Genomic DNA, 18,406 nt, shown 5'->3' on the forward strand with positions numbered 1-18,406 from the left:
ATCGAACGGGCGTACGATGAACATATCGGGCGTATGGCTGAAAAGGGGTGGAGTGATGGAGGTGCGGCATGACGGGCTTCGCCCATCTGCACGTCGCGTCCGGTTACTCCGTTCGCTACGGCGCCTCCCACCCCGAGCGGCTCGTCCGGCGGGCGGCCGAGCAGGGCATGTCCGCGCTCGCGCTCACCGACCGGGACACGGTCACCGGAGCTGTTCGATTCGCGCAGGCCTGTGCGAAGGAGGGGGTCCGGCCGGTCTTCGGCATCGACCTGGCGGTGCGGGCCCTGGCGCCCCCACCGCCCGTCCAGCGCCGCCGCACCCCGGCGCGCGGCGGCGCGCACGTGATCGAGCCGCCGCTGCGGTTCGTGCTGCTCGCGCAGAACCGGGAGGGCTGGGCGCGGCTGTGCCGGATCACGTCGGCCGCCCATGTCGGCGCCGTGTCCGGTACGGCTCCGGTGGTGCCGTGGGAGGCGCTGCGCGAGTACGGCGGCCCCGGCCTGACCGTGCTGCTCGGCCCGCTCTCGGAGCCGGTGCGGGCGCTGTCGGTGGGCCGGGAGGACGTGGCGATGAGGTTGCTGGCGCCCTGGCAGGAGATCTTCGGAAGGGATGTTCGATTGGAAACCGTCGCGCAGAAACGTTCTGGCACGGGTCCGGGATCCCTGCGCCTGGCCGCCCGCACCCTCGCCCTGGCCGACCGCACCCGCACCACCGCCGTCCTCTCCAACGCCGTCCGCTACGCCGACCCCGACCAGCACCGCCTCGCCGACGTCCTGGACGCCGCCCGGCTGCTCAGGCCGATCGACCGGCGCCGGCTGGACAGCGGACAGCGCTGGCTCAAGGACGAGCGAGGCATGGAGACCGTCGCGCGCATGATCACTAACTGCGCCGGAACGGACGTCCGCAGGGCCCGTCGGTTGCTGGCGGACACCGTGGACACGGCGGCCGCGTGCGCCGTGGACCCGGCGGCCGACCTCGGCCTCGGCACCCCGCACCTCCCCGAACCGGCGCTCTTCGGTGCCGAGCCCGCAGCCGGCGGCGCGGCCCGGCTGCTGCGGCAGAAGTCCGAAGCCGGCCTGGCCCGGCGCGGCCTCGACCGCGACCGGCAGGCGCTCGCCCGGCTGGACGAGGAACTCGCCGTCATCTCCCACTGGAACTACGACTCGTACTTCCTCGCCATCGGACAGGTCGTCGCCGACATCCGGGCCAAGGGCATCCGGGTCGCGGCCCGCGGCTCCGGCGCCGGCTCCCTGGTCTGCCACGCCCTGGACATCGCCACCGCCAACCCGCTCGACCACAGCCTGCTGTTCGAACGCTTCCTGAGCAGACGCCGGGAGTCACTGCCCGACATCGACATCGACGTGGAGTCCGCCCGCCGCCTGGAGTGCTACGACACGATCTTCGAACGCTTCGGCAAGGAGCGGGTGGCGGTCACCGCGATGCCCGAGACCTACCGCGCCCGCCGGGCCCTGCGCGACACCGGCCTCGCCCTCGGCATCCCGCCCGCCGACGTCGACCGGATCGCCAAGAGCTTCCCGCACCTGCGCGCCTGCGACATCGGCAGTGCCCTCGCCGAACTGCCCGAACTACGGCAGCTCGCGGGCGAGGCCCACCGGTACGGCCCGCTGTGGGAACTCGCCGAAGGCCTCGACTCCCTGGTCCACGGCATGGCCATGCACCCCTGCGGCGTGGTCATCAGCGACGCCACCCTCCTGGACCGGCTGCCGGTGCAGCCCACCCCGCAGGGCGACTACCCCATGGCCATGGCCGCGAAGGAGGAGATCGAGGCGCTGGGCAACATCAAACTCGACGTCCTGGGCGTGCGGATGCAGTCCGCGATGGCCCACGCGGTCGCCGAGATCGAGCGCACCACCGGCGCTCGTATCGACCTCGACGACCCCGAACAGGTGCCGCTCGACGACGTCTTCGCCTTCAAGCTCATCCAGGCCAGCCAGACCCTCGGCCTGTTCCAGCTGGAGTCGCCCGGCCAGCAGGACCTCCTGTCCCGGCTCCAGCCCCGCGACGTGCAGGACGTCATCGCCGACATCAGCCTCTTCCGTCCAGGCCCGGTCGCCGGCGGCATGCCCGAGCGGTACATCGCAGCCCGCCACGGCGGCACGCCCGTCTACGCCCACCCGGACCTGGAGCCGGTCCTGGCCGACACCTACGGCGTGACCATCTGGCACGAGCAGATCATCGAGACCTTGCGGGTGCTGACCGGCTGCGACCGGGCCTTCGGGGAGGTCACCCGGCGGGCGCTCGGCGACAAGGAGCAACTGCCCAGGATCAGGGACTGGTTCCACGAGCGGGCCCGCGGGCGCGGTTACAGCGCGGCGGTCCGGGAGGAGGTCTGGAGGACCGTCGAGGCCTTCGGGGCGTACGGCTTCTGCCGCGCGCACGCGGTCGCCTTCGCCGTCCCCGCGCTGCAGAGCGCCTGGCTCAAGGCGCACTACCCGGCGTTCCTGCTGGCGGGCCTGCTCGAACACGACCCCGGGATGTGGCCCAAGCGGGTCCTGGTCGCCGACGCCCGCCGGGGCGGTGTCCCCGTCCTGCCCGTCGACGTCAACAACTCGCAGGTGAAGCACACCGTGGAGAAGGCCGACGGAGACCGGTGGGGCGTACGGCTCGCGCTGTCCGCGGTGCACGGCATCAGCGAGGACGAATGCGCCGGGATCGAGGAGGGGCAGCCGTACGGATCCCTCTCCGACTTCTGGCAGCGGGCCCGCCCCAGCAGACCGGTCGCCGAACGCCTCGCCGAGATCGGCGCGTTGACCTGTCTGCACGACGGTCGGCTCACCCGGCGTGATCTGCTGCTCCAGATCGCCGAGTTGCACCGGCAGTCCCACAGCCGTTCCGCGCACGAGGGGCAACTGCCCATCGACGCGGGCGCTGTCGGAGGGGTGGAGCCGAGCGGTCTTCCGGAGATGACCGGCCGCGAGGCCCTGAGCGCCGAGCTGAACACCCTCGGCATCGACGTCTCCCGGCACCTGATGGAGCACCACCACCGGCTGCTGCGCGAGATCGGCGCGACCGACGCGGCGCATCTTGCCGGGCTGCGCGCCGGTCAGCAGGTTCTGGTCGCCGGTGTACGGGCATCGACCCAGACTCCGCCGATCGCGAGCGGTAAGCGGATCATCTTCGTCACGTTGGAGGACGGGTCCGGGCTGGTCGATCTGGCGTTCTTCGAGGATTCGCATCCGGCCTGTGCGCACACCGTCTTCCACAGTGGGCTGCTGCTGGTGCGCGGCACGGTCCAGGTGCGCGGTAGCCGCCGTACCGTCGTGGGCAGCATGGCCTGGGACCTGGACGAGATCGCCGCCGCCCGCCGCGACAACGGCCCCGAGGCCGCCCTCGCCCTCCTCGGCGAGACCCGCCCGCACCCGACCCCCGCCCAGCCCCAGCGGACCCTGGCCAACGGCACGACAGGGGCCCGGTTGCATCCGTACGCCGACCTCCAGCCCGCCGGCACCCGCTCGGCCGACCTGAAGAAGTTCGGCCACCGCAGCCAGGGGAGCGCGGGATGACCCCACGGCAGCGGCATATCGCCCACCTCCATCTGCACGCCTCGCCGACCGAGGATCAGTACGACGACTTGATCGAACTGATGTGCGGTATCACGCCTCACGTCCAGGCCGTTCCGCCCAACGCCCTTCAACTGGATCTGACTTCCGCACTCCGGTACTTCGACCTGTCCCCCTATGACGTCGTCCAGTTGGCGAAGATCAGGCTGAAGGCCCTCTACGACATCGACAGCAGCGCCGGGCTGGCAGGCAACCGCATGCTCGCGGCCATGGCCGCCGACGCGTCCGCCCCCGGAGACACCACCTGGGTTCCCATCGGGCAAGCGGCCGACTGGTTGTACCCGCGACCGGTCATCGCGCTGCCGGGAATCGGCCGTGCCACAGCGGAGACGCTCAGCAGGTACGGGCTGCACACCATCGGCCAGATCGCAGATCTGCCCGCGGGGACCCTGCAGCGCCTGCTCGGCGCAGGGCCCGCCCGGTTGCTGGCCGAACGCGCCCGCGGCCACGATCCCCGCCCGGTCACTCCGTCCGAACCGGCGGAGCACATGGACGCGGACCTCGTGCTGGACCGGGATTGCCTCGACCCGGGCGGACATCACCGAGCGGTCCTGGGACTCGCCGACCGGATCGGTCAACGCCTGCGCGGCGAGAGCCAGGTCGCCGGGCGGCTCGCCCTGACGGTGCGCTATGCCGACCACAGCTCGACCACACGCACGCGCACGCTGCCGGAACCCACCGACCATTCACCCGCCATCGCGGCAACCGCCCTCGGGTTGCTGGCCGCCCTCGGACTGCAACGAGCACGAGTCCGCTCCTACGCGCTCCGCGCCAACGATCTGCTGTCGGCCGGCAGCGCTTACCGTCAGCTCTCCCTGGAGCCGGGCGACGACCGGGCCCGTGCGGCCGAGGCTGCCGCCGACCGGGCCCGCCGCCGCTTCGGTCTGAAAGCCGTACGTCCAGCGGCTCTCGCGAATTGATCGTTCATGCCAAGAACCACTGGTTTCCAGCAAAAGCGGTGATGTGCGGCATGGCAGTTCCCGTCTCTGTCGGCGGGGTTCCGTCACCCCGCGTGCCGTGGTTGGAAACAGGGTCGTGAGGCCTGCAACGGCTCGGCAAGACGGCTTTTGTCAGGCGGAAGGGCTTCTGTAAAGAGGCTGGTCAGAGCCCTATTCTATCAGCCCTTAGTCGCCAGAGCGGAGGGCCGGGTGATGCTGCTGTTCGGTTCGAGCTCGGGGGGAGCCAGAGGCGGCGCATGCGGGTGCGACTACTCACTACGTGGCGCTAATCGCCCGAAAATATCCACTTAGTTCCAATTGCGAGACTCCTCTGTCGATGGATGCTCGGTACAGCGGCGAGAATCAGCATCACTGCAGGTCAACTACTGTTCGTTTTGGAGTTTGGGCCCCTCGGGTCGAATCCGGGTCGAATCCGCACCCTTTTAGGTTGTCGAGCGTATTGCCGCTGGTCAGGGTGGTGTGAGGTCGCGTGCTGATTCGCCTTGCGGATGGGGGCGGCGTGGCGAGTAGTCGGGCGACTGAGCCGCTGACGGGACACTGAATGGCGGTGGTCGGCTGCCAGGGGCGGGGGGCTGTCCAGCGGATTCTTCGCTGCTGGTGGCGGTCGCCTTTCGTGATCACGGCCTGCGGAAATGTCTTGAGGCGGGACGGCTGATGCGTGACGCGGTCCGGGATTGATGGTTCCGAGACCGACCTGCCGAGCGTTTCAGGGGCCGTCCAGGAGCCGCGCGGTGGTCGGGCCATGTGGCAGAGGCCCCGCCGCCTCGCGCGGCAGCCGGCGCTCTCGCAACATCCGGTATCCCCCGAAACTGCCATTCCTTGGCGCGATATCAGCACAGCCCCGGTCGGCTCGCCGTCACCAACGCCGAACTGGACCTCTTGGTACCTCGGAGAGTTCCCCGGGAACGAGGGCTGCCCGCGGCGCTAGGGTTTCCTGGACAGGCCAGACGGCACGCTGCGCCCCTGGGGGACGAAACAGTATGGGACACGGAGCGCGGAGGCAGCTGGCGGAGCTGCTCGGTGACGCGCAGCGGCGCGGGGATTTCAGCACCTGCATCGAGATGTCGGCCCGAGCGCTGCGCATCGAGGTCGAGGGGGTGGGGGAACTGTCGCTGCCGCTGCGTGCTCCGGTCACCAAGAAACTGATCGCGCAGGCCCGGCAGGCATCCTTCGGCCGGGGCGAGCAGACCCTGTCCGACACCAGCGTCCGCGACACCTGGGAGATCACCCCGGACCGCGTCACGCTCGGCGGCACTGACTGGGGCCGCACCCTGGATGGCGTTCTCGACGGTGTCCGCACCGCGCTCGGTCTGCCGCCCACCACCGTCCTGCGGGCCGAGCCGCACGCACTGCTCGTCTACGGCAAGGGCCAGTTCTTCCTGCCGCACCAGGACTCCGAGAAGGACGACTCCATGGTGGGCACCCTGGTCGTCTCGCTGCCCTCGCACCACACCGGCGGCGAACTCGTCGTCTCGCACGCCGACCGCAGCGTCGTCCACCAGGCGTCCAGGGAGAAGCTGACCTTCGCCGCCTTCTACGCGGACTGTCTGCACGAGGTCAGGCCCGTCAAGTCCGGCTACCGCGTCACCCTCGCCATGAACCTCCTCGCCGAACGCGTCCGCCCGGCCGGCGAGGACGACGGGGACTCGGTCGCCGACCTGGCCCACTGCCTGACCGGACACTTCACCGAGCCGGCCGAAGAGCGCTACGCCTACGGCCGCCAGAAGGCCGCGCCCCCGAACCGCCTCGTGTACCTACTCGACCACGAGTACACCCAGCGCGGCCTGGACTGGGATCGCCTCAAGGGAGCCGACGCCACCCGCACCGCCCTGCTCCGCCAGGCCGCCGCAGAGACGGACTGTGAAGCGGTCCTCGCGTTGGCCGAGGTGAAGGAGACCTGGGACGCGCATGCTCCGTACGACCGCTACGACTACTACGGCGAGGTCGAGCACTACGACGACTGCGAGGACGAGGAGTGTGAGGGTGAATGCCTCCTGGACCCCGACGGGGAACCCGGCGCCGAGCGCCGCCGCAGCGGCGACTTCTCCGACTACGAACTCAACGACCTGATCGACGACGAGATCACACTGAGCTGGTGGACCCGCCCGGACGGCACCGGCGGTGAGCAGATCAACCTGCCCGTCGCATACGCCGAGGTGTGCGCCACCACCGAGAACAAGGACCTGACGCCCTACCAGTCCGAGTACGAGGGCTACATGGGCAACTACGGCAACACCCTCGACCGCTGGTACCGGCGGGCCGCCGTGGTCCTGTGGCCCCGGCAGCGCTCGTTCACGGCCCGCGCCGAAGCCGGCTCCGAGGGCGCACTGCGGGAACTTCAGGGCCACCTGGATGCCGGAGACCTCGACCGGGCGCGCACGCTCGCCCGGTCACTCGCCCCGTTCTGGAAGCACCACGGTTCGGGCGACGCGGCCGCGGCGCTCTTCGCCGCCGCCCTGCCCGTCGCGGTGGGACTGCGGGAAGCGGCCACCGCCACGATGCTCCTCGCGCCATTCGGGGTGGAGACCCTGGGCGAGCGGCACGCCCCGGCTCTCGCGGCAGCGGCCGCCCGGTACGGACGGACGTGGGCCCGCGGGGCCGTCAGCAGCTGGTTCGGCACGGTTGGCGCGTACACCGGGGCCGACCGCGCGGCCTGGCTCGAATCGCTGCCCGGCCTGTGCACCGCGCTGCGGGCGGCCGACGGCGACGGGGACGCGATCGCCTCGCCGCTGGCCGAAGGTGCCTGGCAGGCAGTCGAGCGGCAGCTCACCAGCTGGCTCGGCATCGGCCGCGAGACGGAGCGCCGCACAGGAATGGAGCGGCTCGGCGTATCACTGGCCCGTATCCTGCAGGCGGCAGGGCCCGAGACCGCCGACACCATGGCCGCCACGCTGCGCGGTTTGCCGGACACCGCCCTGGAATGCCTGCTCCCCGCCCTGCGCACCGCGGCCCACCACCCGGCGACCATACGCGACGGCGCACCCGCCGCCCGCGCCTTCCAAACCCTCGCCGACCACTGTGAGGACCGGCTCATCGCGGCCCTCACCCGCCCCGTACGCGCGGCCGACGACTGGTCCCTCACCCCGACCGGGACATGCCGCACTGGCTGCGGACTCTGCCCCGACTTGGACGCCTTCCTCACCTCCCGCACCCGCCACGTCATGGAATGGCCGCTCGCGAAAGACGGACGCCGCCACCTCCACAGCCGCATCGACCAGGCCGGCCTGCCCGTCTCCCACACCACCCGGCGCCAGGGACGCCCCTACGTCCTGGTCCTGACCAAGACGAAGGCCGTCTTCACCCGCGAACAGGCGGCCCGCACCCGCGCCGAGACCGACCTGGCGTGGCTGCGGGACAAATGACCCCAGTCGCGCGGCTGAGGGCGGCTGTCGATGTCAGGGCGAACGACTGGGCCTGCGACTTCCGCGGCAGCCCCCGACAGATCGCGGTGGTCGTCAAGGCCATCCTGACCTTGCAGTACCTCATCCGCGATCGGGACGTCAGCTAGCACCAGCAGAGTTCGAACAGCGGCGCCTACGAGCAGATGAACTCGCGATTGCAGCATGAGCCCCTGTGTCTACACTCCGGGGGACGCCTTAGCAGGACCTCATCCCTGCAGTGTAAACACCCGCTGTCCGACCTCAGGCGGGAACTTCAATGCCGGACTTCTAGACAGCCGTGACTCAGACGTCCGCGTGTTTCACCAGGTCATGGGTGAACTCTTCTGACCTCGGCGCCGTAACTACAAGTGTTGTCCTCCGTAGTACCTGACGAGCGGAGAGCTTATGCCTGGAGTTACGAGGAAGTGCTGTAGGCAGAGCTGTCTACGCCTGGTCAGCACCCTTCGTAGACAGTGCTTCGGGGACTGGTTCTGTTATCGAGCCAGCCCCTCACCGTCGCATCCGGCACGCCGAACGGAGTCAGGGCCACACGACTGGCTACATACATTAGGGAAGGCTCCTTCCCCTTTTTTGGTTACGGAATATATCTAACATGTGAAATCTTTTCTCCGCCCTGATGTTGCTGGTGCAGTAAGAAGTGGGGGTGCTGCCCCATCCGGAAAGAGATTGACTTTTGAAGTTTATTTCTGTGAGCATCTTTAGTCTAATGCATGAAGCGCTCCGGAGTCGTCGACGTCACTTCTCCGGAAATCCGGTGGATTCCGGAGTGAAGGCTCAGCGAGGAACCCAAAGGCCGACTCCGGACACGTGCGAAGAATGCGGTCAGCGTAGATGAGGGAGGAGGAATGGATCGCGAATCGCTCGGAGTTGTTCCAGGGAATGTACCAGCGGGTATTTCTGTCTCATTCCGCTTGTCGTGTCCGATGATTTTGTTCGCTTTTTAGTGCGATTTGTATCTCTAGGTTAGGATTTTTTGTATGAAAGGTTCTCTTTTCTCCGGTGAACATATGGTTCAACCGGTTATGGAAGCGGGCATGAGTGTCGAGAACGCCAAGTGTATTAAGTACGCGGTGTATGGCGAGATGTTTGCCCGCCAGGGCGCGATGGTCGCTTATCGCGGCAGCCTCAAGTTCGAGCGCAAGGGCCAGGGTGTGGGAGGGATGCTCAAGCGCGCGGTGACGGGTGAGGGGTTGCCACTGATGGTGGTGCGGGGGCAGGGCGAGGCGTGGTTCGCGCACGAGGCGCAGAATTGCTTCATCGTCGAGGTCGAGACTGGTGACGAGTTCACGGTCAACGGTCGTAACGTGCTGTGTTTCGACGCCTCGCTGTCGTACCGGGTTGCGATGGTGAAGGGTGCGGGCATGGCCGGCGGTGGGCTGTTCAACAGTGTTTTCACGGGGCAGGGCCGGCTGGGGCTGATGTGCGAAGGGAATCCCCTCGTCATACCTGTGTCGGCTCAGTACCCGGTGTTCGTCGACACGGACGCGGTGGTCGGTTGGACGGCAGCGCTGCGGACCTCGTTGCACCGTTCGCAGTCCATCGGGTCGATGCTGAGGGGCGGTTCCGGCGAGGTCGTGCAGTTGATGTTGCAAGGTGAGGGGTGCGTTGTCGTACGGCCGAGCGAGGTGACACCGGAGAAGGAACAGCGGCGTTGAAGTGCCAAAGTCGTTGCTTTGTCTATGTCGTGGTGTCGCGAAGTGTGATGACTGATGCATCGACCCTCGGGGACGAGGGCTGTTTTTGATGCCGGACCGCACCGCGGCGGCCCTCATCACGTGGTTGCACGAGCACCCCAGCGCGGAGATCGTGTGCCGGGATCGCGCGAGCGCGTATACCGAGGCTGTCCGGACCGCCTGCCCCGGGGCCGCGCAGGTCGCGGAAAGGGTTTTATCTCTGGATGAACCTGTGCGAGCCGTCAAGAATGGGGTAGTACGGGGCTGATGAGAAGCGATATAGCTGGGGTACATGCGTTGAGGCCGGTATGACGGTCCGCAGCCTGGCTGCTTCTGGTCACACGAGAAGAGCTTCACCTACTTTATGGGACACTGCGTGACCTCTCGCCGAAGACTCGGTTTACCCAATTTTCTGGCGAGAGGAAGCATCGTGGTGTCCAATTCGGTTCACACGATCACGAATAATGCCCAAACCTGCTTGAAGCAGTCACAGGCAACGACTCAGCTGCGGGCTCACGACGCGTGGGCTCTGCCAGTCGAGAGCCTCGGAGAGGTTCTGGGTGTGTCCTTCTCCGAGGGGGAACTGATCGAAGATCACCAGGCATGGCTCATCGTCCTTCGCGGCCTGATCGTCGTCATCACGGTCCCCGGGCTGTCCGACAAGGCGAAGGAACGCCTTGTCCGAAGGCTATTCTCCGAATACATCCAGCACGGCTGGTCCGCCATCACGATGGATTCGAAGGGCGGGATCACCTACGTCGAGACCGGCCTGGAGGGGATCGCCCCGGAGGACTGTTCGGCAGTCGATCCACCTGTGCGTCCGAAACGGAGCCAGAACGTTCGCGAGCTCTACCAAGGGACCGCCTACGAGGCGCTGCACGGCTGGCGCGGCGACGATGAGGTGATCGCGGCGCTGCGCACACTCATCACCGACGCGCTCAACGGCACGGCCGAGGATGTGCCGGAGGAGGCCTACCCACTGCCCGAGAGCGTGGGGGCGGCAGTCGCCATCGGTTACGACGAACAGGGCGCGCCGCACCCTCTCGTCTGGGTCCGCACGGACATCTCCAGCGGACTGCGAGCTGACCTGTGGGGCTTCTGTGCCGCCCTGTGTGTCAGCCTCGACCGCCTGGACGTCGAACCTGACGAGAACGGGATCTACTACGTGGGAATGGAGCGTTCGCCGGTGACCGGTCCAGGTGTGGCACTGCTCGCGGCGGTCACGCTGCAACGGATGGGCCGGCGCCCCGAGGACTGTGCTTTCCCGCTCCTCGCGCCCCCCGCGGCGGAGGAGGCAGCAACGCTCTTGGCGGCGTGACGAGGACGCGCAACTAACGTCGAGAGTGGTTCAGGCTGACCAGCCCCGTCGCGCTCTACCGCCTTCTGTACTCGGTGACATCGCCGGGTGCACAAGGCGTTGGGCGAGAGTGTATGACGTCACCGCGTCGGCTGGGTGGGTGTGGAGCCCGGAGCCGGAGTTACCAGGGTGTGGGGCGACGCCCGGGCCCGGACGGTGATCTTGCCCTCACGCCCGACCGCAGCGGGCAGCCCGTCTGTCGCGTTCGTGATGGCCGTGCGGGTCCTGGTCGAGGGTGGTGGGCTGTTTGCTCTCACCTGTCGTGATCAGGGTGCGATGGGATGGTTTCTTGCTCCCGCAGATGACAGAGGCAGGGGATCGAAATTGTGTTCGTAACGGGTGCGGTGGCGAAGGGGTGGGAGCTATCTGAGATCCGGATGTGTCTGCCCTCCGGTCTGGCATTTTGCTGCCCAGAGGTCGCCTTGCCCCATCCACTCGTTGACTCTGCCGGGCTCGGTTGTCAGTGGTGGCCTCTACGGTTTCTTGTATCGGCGCGGAATGACGATGCATGGCTGCGCGGGCATGGGTGGCGGCCGAGTGGGCGTGCGGTTCCGCCGTTGGCGGGCGGGAAATGCGGTCGTACCCGCCGGGGTAGTGAGAGGGCAGGATGTATGGAGTTGGACTACGACCGTCTGGTCGCCCTACGCAAGCAGAGCGCTGCTTGGCGGCTGCTGAAGGCCGACAACGCCGCGCTGATGTTGAGCTTCTTCAACAAGGTGTTCGTCGAGCAGGGAGCGCGCTCGATTGCGGGTGCGGAGCTTGTCGAACGGCTGGACGACGAGCTGTTTGCACTCAATGGCCGGCTGGGGCAGGGCACGTTTCCCAAGTCTGCGAAAGCGTATCTTGACGACTGGTCGGGGCAGGGGAATGGCTGGCTGCGCAAGTACTACCCGCCGGAGTCGGACGAGCCGCACTATGACGCTACGGCTGCGGTTGAAAAGGCGATCGCGTGGGTCCGGTCGCTGGAGGAGCGTTCGTTCGTCGGTACGGAGTCGCGCCTGAATACGATCTTCGATCTGCTGCGGCAGATGACGTTCGGCACAGAAACCGACCCCGAGGCGCGATTGGCGGAGCTCACGCGGCGACGGCATGAAATCGACCAGGAAATCGAGCGTGTTGCAGCCGGCGAGGTGGACGTCCTGGACAGCGCGGCGCTGCGGGACCGTTACCAGCAGGTGACGGCGACGGCGCATGGGCTGCTGGCCGACTTCCGCGAGGTTGAGGCGAACTTCCGGGACTTGGACCGAGACCTGCGGAGCAAGATCGCCGCGTGGGACGGGGCCAAGGGCGAACTCCTGGATGAGGTGCTGGGCAGCCGCGAGAGCATCGCGGAGTCGGACCAGGGGCGGACCTTCCAGGCGTTCTACGACTTCCTCCTTGCTCCGAGCCGTCAGGACGAACTCAAGACGCTGCTGGCCGAGGTTGAGGCCATGGAGGCTATCGGCGAGCCCGATCCGAGGATGCGTCGCATGGCCCGGGACTGGCTGGAGGCCGCCGAACGTACCCAGGCCACGGTACGGCAACTGTCGGATCAGCTCCGCCGATTCCTGGACGACCAGGTGCGCTCGGAAGACCGCCGCGTCCTGGAACTGGTGCGCGCGATCGAGACGCAGGCCCTGGCCCTGCGCGACGTGCCGGGCGTGAATCTGGTCGCCGAGATCGATGCGGCAGCCCCGGCCATCGCCCTGCCGATGGAGCGGCCCTTGTATACGCCGGTGGTCAAGGCGCCGATCGACAGCACCGGCATCGAGGCGGGGGACGAGGAGTTCACCGCCGACGCTTTGTTCGAGGCGGTGTATGTGGATCCCGCCCGGCTCACGGCCGCGGTGCACCACGCCCTGGGCTTGCGCACGCAAGTGTCCTTGGCCGAGACGCTGCGCGAGCACCCCCTGGAGCAGGGGCTTGCCGAACTGGTCGCCTACTTCGCGCTACCGGACGACGGGTTCACCACCGTGTTCGACGACCACCGCCAAGAAGAGATCACGTGGATCGGCGAGGACGACGTCCAGCAGGTCGCCACCGTGCCCGTGGTCACCTTTGCTCGCACCAGCCCCGGCATCGTCTGGGTATCCAGCCCGAAGGAGGGGCGATGACCACACCTGCCACCCCCACCCCGCAGCAGCCGTATTCCCTCTCGCTACCGGTCAACCAGCTACTCAAGGGCCCGGTCTTCCGCGACCAGCACGAGCGGGCCTGGGACGCGCTGCTGCACCACAGTGCCGGCGTGAAGGACTATGTCGACGTCATGGGGCTGCGCGTGGTGATCGACGAGATGGAGGGCTACGCCTTCCTCCAGTCGAAGTCCGACGACGAGGACGACGTCCGCGATCCCCGCATGGCCCCGCCGCGGCTGATGCCCCGCCGCTCGCTGTCTTACCCCGTCAGTTTACTGGTCGTGCTGCTGCGCAAGCGGCTTGCCGAGTTCGACGCGGGCGCCGACGGCACCCGGCTGATGATCACCCGGGATGAGATTGTCGAGATGATCCGCATGTTCCTCCCGGCCGGCAGCAACGAGGCACGCCTGGTCGACCAGATCGACGGCCACATCAACAAGGTGGTGGACCTGCAGTTCCTGCGCCGCGCTCGCGGACAGGAGCAGCTGTTCGAGGTGCAGCGGATCATCAAAGCCTTCGTCGACGGGCAGTGGCTCGCCGACTTCGACACGAACCTGGCCCAGTACGCGGCTACCCACACCCCCCAGGAGAAGCAGCAGTGATCCCCGCCCAGCCTGGCCCTGCCGACACGAGTGCCTCCGCCGACCTGGCTGCGGCAGGATTCCGGCTGGAGCGTCTGGAGGTCTACAACTGGGGCACGTTCGACAAGCATGTGTGGTCGTTCGGCCTCGGCGGCGCCAACGCCCTGCTGACCGGTGACATCGGTTCCGGAAAGTCCACCCTGGTGGATGCGATTACCACGCTGTTCATGCCCGCCCGCAAGATCGCCTACAACAAGGCGGCCGGTGCGGAGAGTGGCGAGCGCAGCCTGCGCTCTTACGTGCTGGGCCACTACAAGTCCGAACGCAACGAGACCACCGGGACGACCAAGCCGGTGGCGCTGCGCAAGCCGGGCAGCTACTCCGTCATTTTGGGCGTGTTCACGAACCCGGCGCTGGCGGCGACCATCACGCTGGGGCAGGTGTTCTGGCTGGCCGACGGGAACGCCACCAGCCCCGAGCGGCTGTTCCTCGTCGCCGACCGGGCGCTGTCCGTCGCCGGAGACTTCGCTGACTTCGGCACCGAGGTGAGGGCGCTGAAGAAGCGTCTCGAAGCGGGCGATGTCCGCGTCCACAAGACGTTCCCGCCCTACAGCAAGGATTTCCGGCGCCGGATGGGCATCGAGTCCGAACAGGCGCTGGAGCTCTTCCACCAGACGGTGTCGATGAAGTCGGTGGGCAGCCTGGACGAGTTCGTGCGCAGTCACATGCTCGAACCGTTCGATGCGGCGGCGATGGCGGACAACATCGTGAGCCACTTCGACGCTCTGACTACCACCTACAACTCCGTTCAGCGGGCCCGTGCCCAGATCGAGGCCCTCACCCCTCTGCTTGAGGACTGCGACGCCTACGAGGGCCTGGCCGCACGCATCGAGGAGGCCGACGCCCAGCAGGCCGCCCTGCGGTACTTCATCGCCCAGCGCACGTCGATGCTGCACGAAGCCCAGCGCGCCGAGGCGGAGCGGATGCTCGCCCGCCTGGAGGGCGAGAAGAAGACCGCGAAGGACGAGCTGGAGCGGCTGCGGGACCAGGAACGCCGGTGGGAAATGCAGCGTGAGGGCCTGGGCGGCGGGCGCCTGGGCGAACTGGAGCGCCAGATCGAGGAGACGGAGCAGCAGCGCGCCGCTCAGGAGAAGCGCGCCCGCCAGCACGCAACCCTTCTGGAGCAGGCAGAGCTGGCCCCGGTCAGTGATAAGGCGCAGTTCACCGACCGCCTTGAGGAGATCGCCCGGGCCCAGCACGACGTTGCCGCGACGACACAGGAGACGCGCACTGCCCTGGAGACGCTCGCAGTCGAGGCCGCACAGCTGAAGCAGCGGGCCGAAGACCTGAACGCAGACCTGATCAGTCTGCGCACGCGCCGCAGCAACATCCCCCGCAAGCAGCTGGAGGTACGCGCCCGCCTGAGCCGCGAACTCGGCATCGAGGACAGTGCCCTGCCCTTCGCCGGCGAACTCATTCAGGTCCGAGACGAGGAACAAGCGTGGGCCGGAGCCGCCGAGCGGCTGCTGCGCGGCTTCGCCGTGTCCCTCCTGGTCCCCGGCGATCAGTACGCTCGCGTCTCCGACTGGATCAACGACCACCACCTGGGGACGAAACTGGTCTACTTCCGCGTCCCGGACAAGCTCCCGCCGCGGCGCCTGCCCACCGGTGCGTCCACGGCGCTGTTCACCAAGCTCGAAGTGCGCGAGGACTCGCCGTTCGCCCCGTGGCTGGCCAGCGAGCTCGAACGCCGTGCCTCCCACGCCTGCGTGCCGACGATGGAGGACTTCCGGCACGCCGAACTAGCCATCACCGCACAGGGGTTGATCAAGGGGGTGCGGGGCCGCCACGAGAAGAACGACACCACCCGCATCGACGACCGCAGCACGTATGTGCTCGGCTGGACGAACCAGGCGAAGATCGATGCCCTCCTGGATCAGGCGGGACGGGTCCATGGCGCCCAGCGCGAGATGGAGAAGAAGAAACGCAGGCTGGGAGCCGCCTACGAGGACGCCATCAGTCGTGACAAGATCCTCGACCGGCTGACGGCGATGTTGGACTACAGCGAGATCGACTGGCCGTCCGCGGTACGGCGCATCACCGAGCTGACCGCGGAGAAGCAGCGCCTGCAAACCGCCTCCAACGACCTGGACGAACTGACCCGCCGCCTCACCGAGATCGCCGACGAAATCACCGAACAGGGAGCCGCCTACGAGAAGGCCAGCCAAAGCTGGGGACGGGTCGACGGCGAGCGCGACGCCGCTGAACGCGCCCGCGACGAGGCCCGCGCGGTACTCGACGAACCGGCCGCCGGCGCTGCACAGGCCCACTTCCCGGCCCTCGAACAGCGCTTGACCACCGCCCGCCTGGCGTGCCGGACCGCGCAGGAGTGCGTGCAAACCGAAACCCGGCTGCGCGAGGAGATGACGGCGCACAAGCACCGCTGGACCAAGGAGCAGACCCGCCTCGCCCAGACGATCGCCGCCCAGATGAGCTCCTTCCGCACCACCTATCAGGTCGAGACCAGCGAACTCGACGCCTCCGTTGCCTCCGCCCCCGGCTACCGTGCCCTGTGCCAGCAGCTCGTCGCCGACGACCTGCCGCGCTTCCAGGACCAGTTCCGCACCTACTTGAAGACCAACGTGATCCGCGAAATCGCCGGATTCCACGCGCAGTTGAACATCTGGGCCGACGAGATCGGCGACCGCATCAACACCATCAACGAGTCGCTGGCCGGCATTGACTACAACCCGGGCCGCTACATCATGCTCAAGCCCGAGCAGACGCCCAACACCGAGATCCGGGAGTTCACCGCGGAGCTGCGCGCCTGTACCGACGACGTCCTGTCCGGAGATGACTCCGAACTGTACTCCGAGGAGAAGTTCCACCAGGTCCAGCACCTCATCGAACGCTTCAAGGGCCGCGAAGGCCACGCGGACAGCGACCGCGGCTGGACTAAGCGCGTCACCGACGTGCGGTACTGGTTCGTCTTCAGCGCCAGCGAACGACGCCGCGAGGACGACTCCGAGTACGAGGTGTACTCCGACTCCGGCGGCAAGTCCGGCGGGCAGAAGGAGAAACTCGCGTACACCATCCTGGCCGCTTCCCTCGCCTACCAGTTCAAGCTCGACACCACCCACAGCAGGAGCCGTACCTTCCGCTTCGTGGTCATCGACGAGGCCTTCGGGCGCGGTTCGGAGGAATCCGCCCGCTTTGCCCTGGACCTCTTCAAACGCCTGGGCCTGCAACTCCTCATCGTCACGCCGCTGCAGAAGATCCATGTCATCGAGCCCTACGTCTCCGCCGTCGGCTTCGTCGACAACCCCAGCGGACACCACTCCCGCCTGCGCACTCTGACCATTGCCCAGTACCGCCAAGAACGCCTTGCCCGCACCTTGGCAGGCCTGCAGCCCGCCGCCGGACAGGGAGACTGAGATGACGACGCATCAAAACTCCAACTGGACTACGCCGCAGGCCGTCCTCGAACGCCTCCGCAAACGCTGGAACACGGGTACCTACCTCACCCAACTCGCCGACCAGGCACCCTGGGAACCTGTCGTGATCCCACTGCGCGGCCCCAAGGCCGGCGACATCACCCGCCACTACGATCAAGTCCTCGCCTGGACTGAATCGTGGGCGCCCAGCGCACACCGGCACCTGCGCATCGAATACCGCCGACTCGGCGGACGACTCGCCGGCGTGAACAACATCCCCGACCGCGTCTGGATCGACGACCGCCACGACCTCTGGCGGCTACTGGGCGTCACCCCTACGGTCGCCCGCTACCAAACCCTGCTGGCCTCTGCCCGGGAATCAGTGCCCGCGCTCGCCGGCTGGATGATCGCCCACCCCATGCAGGTCCTCCAACGGGAAGCCGACTGGCACCGCCTACAGGCCACGATCCGCTGGATCACCAACTACCGCGGCCCAGCCGTCTACCTGCGCCAGCTCGACGTACCCGCCGTGGACACCAAATTCATCGAACGCCACCGCGCCATCCTGACCACCCTGCTCGAACAATGCCTACCCGACGACCGCATCGACACCGAGGCCGCACGCACGGACTTCGCCGCCCGCTTCCGCTTCCTGCGCAAGCCCGCCTACCTGCGGTTCCGAATCCTCGGCGGCCACTCGCTGGCCGGCTTCAAGGAACTCACGGTTCGCGCCGATGAGTTCACCGCGCCCCCGCCCGGCATCACGACCGTGTACGTCGTCGAGAACGAAACCACCTACCTCGCCTTCCCCGACCAGCCCCACAGCATCGTGATCCACGGCAGCGGCTACGCCGTCACCCAACTGTCCGCCTTGAACTGGCTACACGGCATGCGCCTTGTGTACTGGGGCGACCTGGACACCCACGGATTCACCATCCTCGACCGGCTGCGCCGGACCTTCCCGCACACCCAGTCCATCCTGATGAACCGGGACATTCTCCTGGAACACCGCGGCCAGTGGGTAAAGGAAGACGCCCCCACCCACCAGCCGCTCGGCACGCTCACTCCGGACGAAGCCGATGTCTACGGCAGCCTCGTGGACGGCGAGTTCGGCCCCAACGTGCGACTCGAACAAGAACGCGTCCGGTTCCACCTGCTCGAAGACGCCCTCAACGAGCCCCACTAGGCACCGCGCCTGCGGCAGGCTCCTGGTTTGAGCGTGAGTGAGCGCCGCGCACCGAGCCGATCAGCGGGCGCCGCGGCATGACGTGCACCTGCCTAAACGTGGGCTTGGGCGAAGTGGCACAGC

The 18,406-nt window shown here is 67.6% G+C and carries 10 protein-coding genes; all 10 read left to right on the forward strand.

Going from position 1 to position 18,406, the window contains the following annotated elements; genetic code table 11:
- Positions 1 to 68 precede the first annotated feature (68 nt).
- A complete protein-coding gene (locus ACFZDK_RS33595) occupies positions 69 to 3,521 on the forward strand; it encodes a DNA polymerase III subunit alpha (protein ID WP_390977678.1) in 3,453 nt (1,150 codons plus the stop codon).
- On the forward strand, positions 3,518 to 4,498 hold the full coding sequence (locus ACFZDK_RS33600; RefSeq protein WP_390977679.1) for an ImpB/MucB/SamB family protein: 981 nt from the start codon (positions 3,518 to 3,520) through the stop codon (positions 4,496 to 4,498). The genes ACFZDK_RS33595 and ACFZDK_RS33600 overlap by 4 nt, the downstream gene beginning before the upstream one ends.
- Before the next feature lie 1,019 nt (positions 4,499 to 5,517).
- Positions 5,518 to 7,899: a 2OG-Fe(II) oxygenase gene (locus tag ACFZDK_RS33605; protein ID WP_390977680.1), complete on the forward strand. Its 2,382-nt coding sequence runs from the start codon at positions 5,518 to 5,520 to the stop codon at positions 7,897 to 7,899.
- Entirely contained in the window at positions 7,896 to 8,045 is a 150-nt protein-coding gene (locus ACFZDK_RS33610) for a hypothetical protein (RefSeq protein ID WP_390977681.1), read from the forward strand. Before ACFZDK_RS33605 ends, ACFZDK_RS33610 begins: the two co-directional genes overlap by 4 nt.
- Before the next feature lie 870 nt (positions 8,046 to 8,915).
- The gene (locus ACFZDK_RS33615; RefSeq protein ID WP_390977682.1) at positions 8,916 to 9,593 is read left to right on the forward strand and encodes an AIM24 family protein; all 678 of its coding nucleotides are present in this window, start codon (positions 8,916 to 8,918) and stop codon (positions 9,591 to 9,593) included.
- Positions 9,594 to 10,173: 580 nt separating this feature from the next.
- A complete protein-coding gene (locus tag ACFZDK_RS33620; RefSeq protein ID WP_390977683.1) occupies positions 10,174 to 10,929 on the forward strand; it encodes a hypothetical protein in 756 nt (251 codons plus the stop codon).
- 650 nt (positions 10,930 to 11,579) lie between these two features.
- Positions 11,580 to 13,061, forward strand: a complete 1,482-nt coding sequence (locus ACFZDK_RS33625) for a DUF3375 family protein (protein WP_390977684.1) — start codon at positions 11,580 to 11,582, stop codon at positions 13,059 to 13,061.
- Positions 13,058 to 13,684 (forward strand): DUF4194 domain-containing protein, encoded by a 627-nt coding sequence (locus ACFZDK_RS33630; protein WP_390977685.1) that lies wholly within the window; start codon positions 13,058 to 13,060, stop codon positions 13,682 to 13,684. Before ACFZDK_RS33625 ends, ACFZDK_RS33630 begins: the two co-directional genes overlap by 4 nt.
- The gene (locus ACFZDK_RS33635) at positions 13,681 to 17,097 is read left to right on the forward strand and encodes an ATP-binding protein (protein WP_390977686.1); all 3,417 of its coding nucleotides are present in this window, start codon (positions 13,681 to 13,683) and stop codon (positions 17,095 to 17,097) included. Before ACFZDK_RS33630 ends, ACFZDK_RS33635 begins: the two co-directional genes overlap by 4 nt.
- Position 17,098: 1 nt before the next feature.
- Positions 17,099 to 18,283 carry a Wadjet anti-phage system protein JetD domain-containing protein gene (locus ACFZDK_RS33640; protein WP_390977687.1) on the forward strand — a complete coding sequence of 395 codons (1,185 nt, stop codon included), beginning with the start codon at positions 17,099 to 17,101 and terminating at the stop codon, positions 18,281 to 18,283.
- Positions 18,284 to 18,406: the final 123 nt, after the last annotated feature.

The sequence above is a fragment of the Streptomyces sp. NPDC007901 genome, assembly GCF_042959465.1.
Lineage (GTDB): Bacteria > Actinomycetota > Actinomycetes > Streptomycetales > Streptomycetaceae > Streptomyces.

What these genes read in the sequence shown, in the direction of transcription:
- ACFZDK_RS33595 (WP_390977678.1), top strand. Translation starts at nt 69, where the DNA reads ATGACGGGCTTCGCCCATCTGCACGTCGCGTCCGGTTACTCCGTTCGC.
- ACFZDK_RS33600 (WP_390977679.1), top strand. Translation starts at nt 3,518, where the DNA reads ATGACCCCACGGCAGCGGCATATCGCCCACCTCCATCTGCACGCCTCG.
- ACFZDK_RS33605 (WP_390977680.1), top strand. Translation starts at nt 5,518, where the DNA reads ATGGGACACGGAGCGCGGAGGCAGCTGGCGGAGCTGCTCGGTGACGCG.
- ACFZDK_RS33610 (WP_390977681.1), top strand. Translation starts at nt 7,896, where the DNA reads ATGACCCCAGTCGCGCGGCTGAGGGCGGCTGTCGATGTCAGGGCGAAC.
- ACFZDK_RS33615 (WP_390977682.1), top strand. Translation starts at nt 8,916, where the DNA reads ATGAAAGGTTCTCTTTTCTCCGGTGAACATATGGTTCAACCGGTTATG.
- ACFZDK_RS33625 (WP_390977684.1), top strand. Translation starts at nt 11,580, where the DNA reads ATGGAGTTGGACTACGACCGTCTGGTCGCCCTACGCAAGCAGAGCGCT.
- ACFZDK_RS33630 (WP_390977685.1), top strand. Translation starts at nt 13,058, where the DNA reads ATGACCACACCTGCCACCCCCACCCCGCAGCAGCCGTATTCCCTCTCG.
- ACFZDK_RS33640 (WP_390977687.1), top strand. Translation starts at nt 17,099, where the DNA reads ATGACGACGCATCAAAACTCCAACTGGACTACGCCGCAGGCCGTCCTC.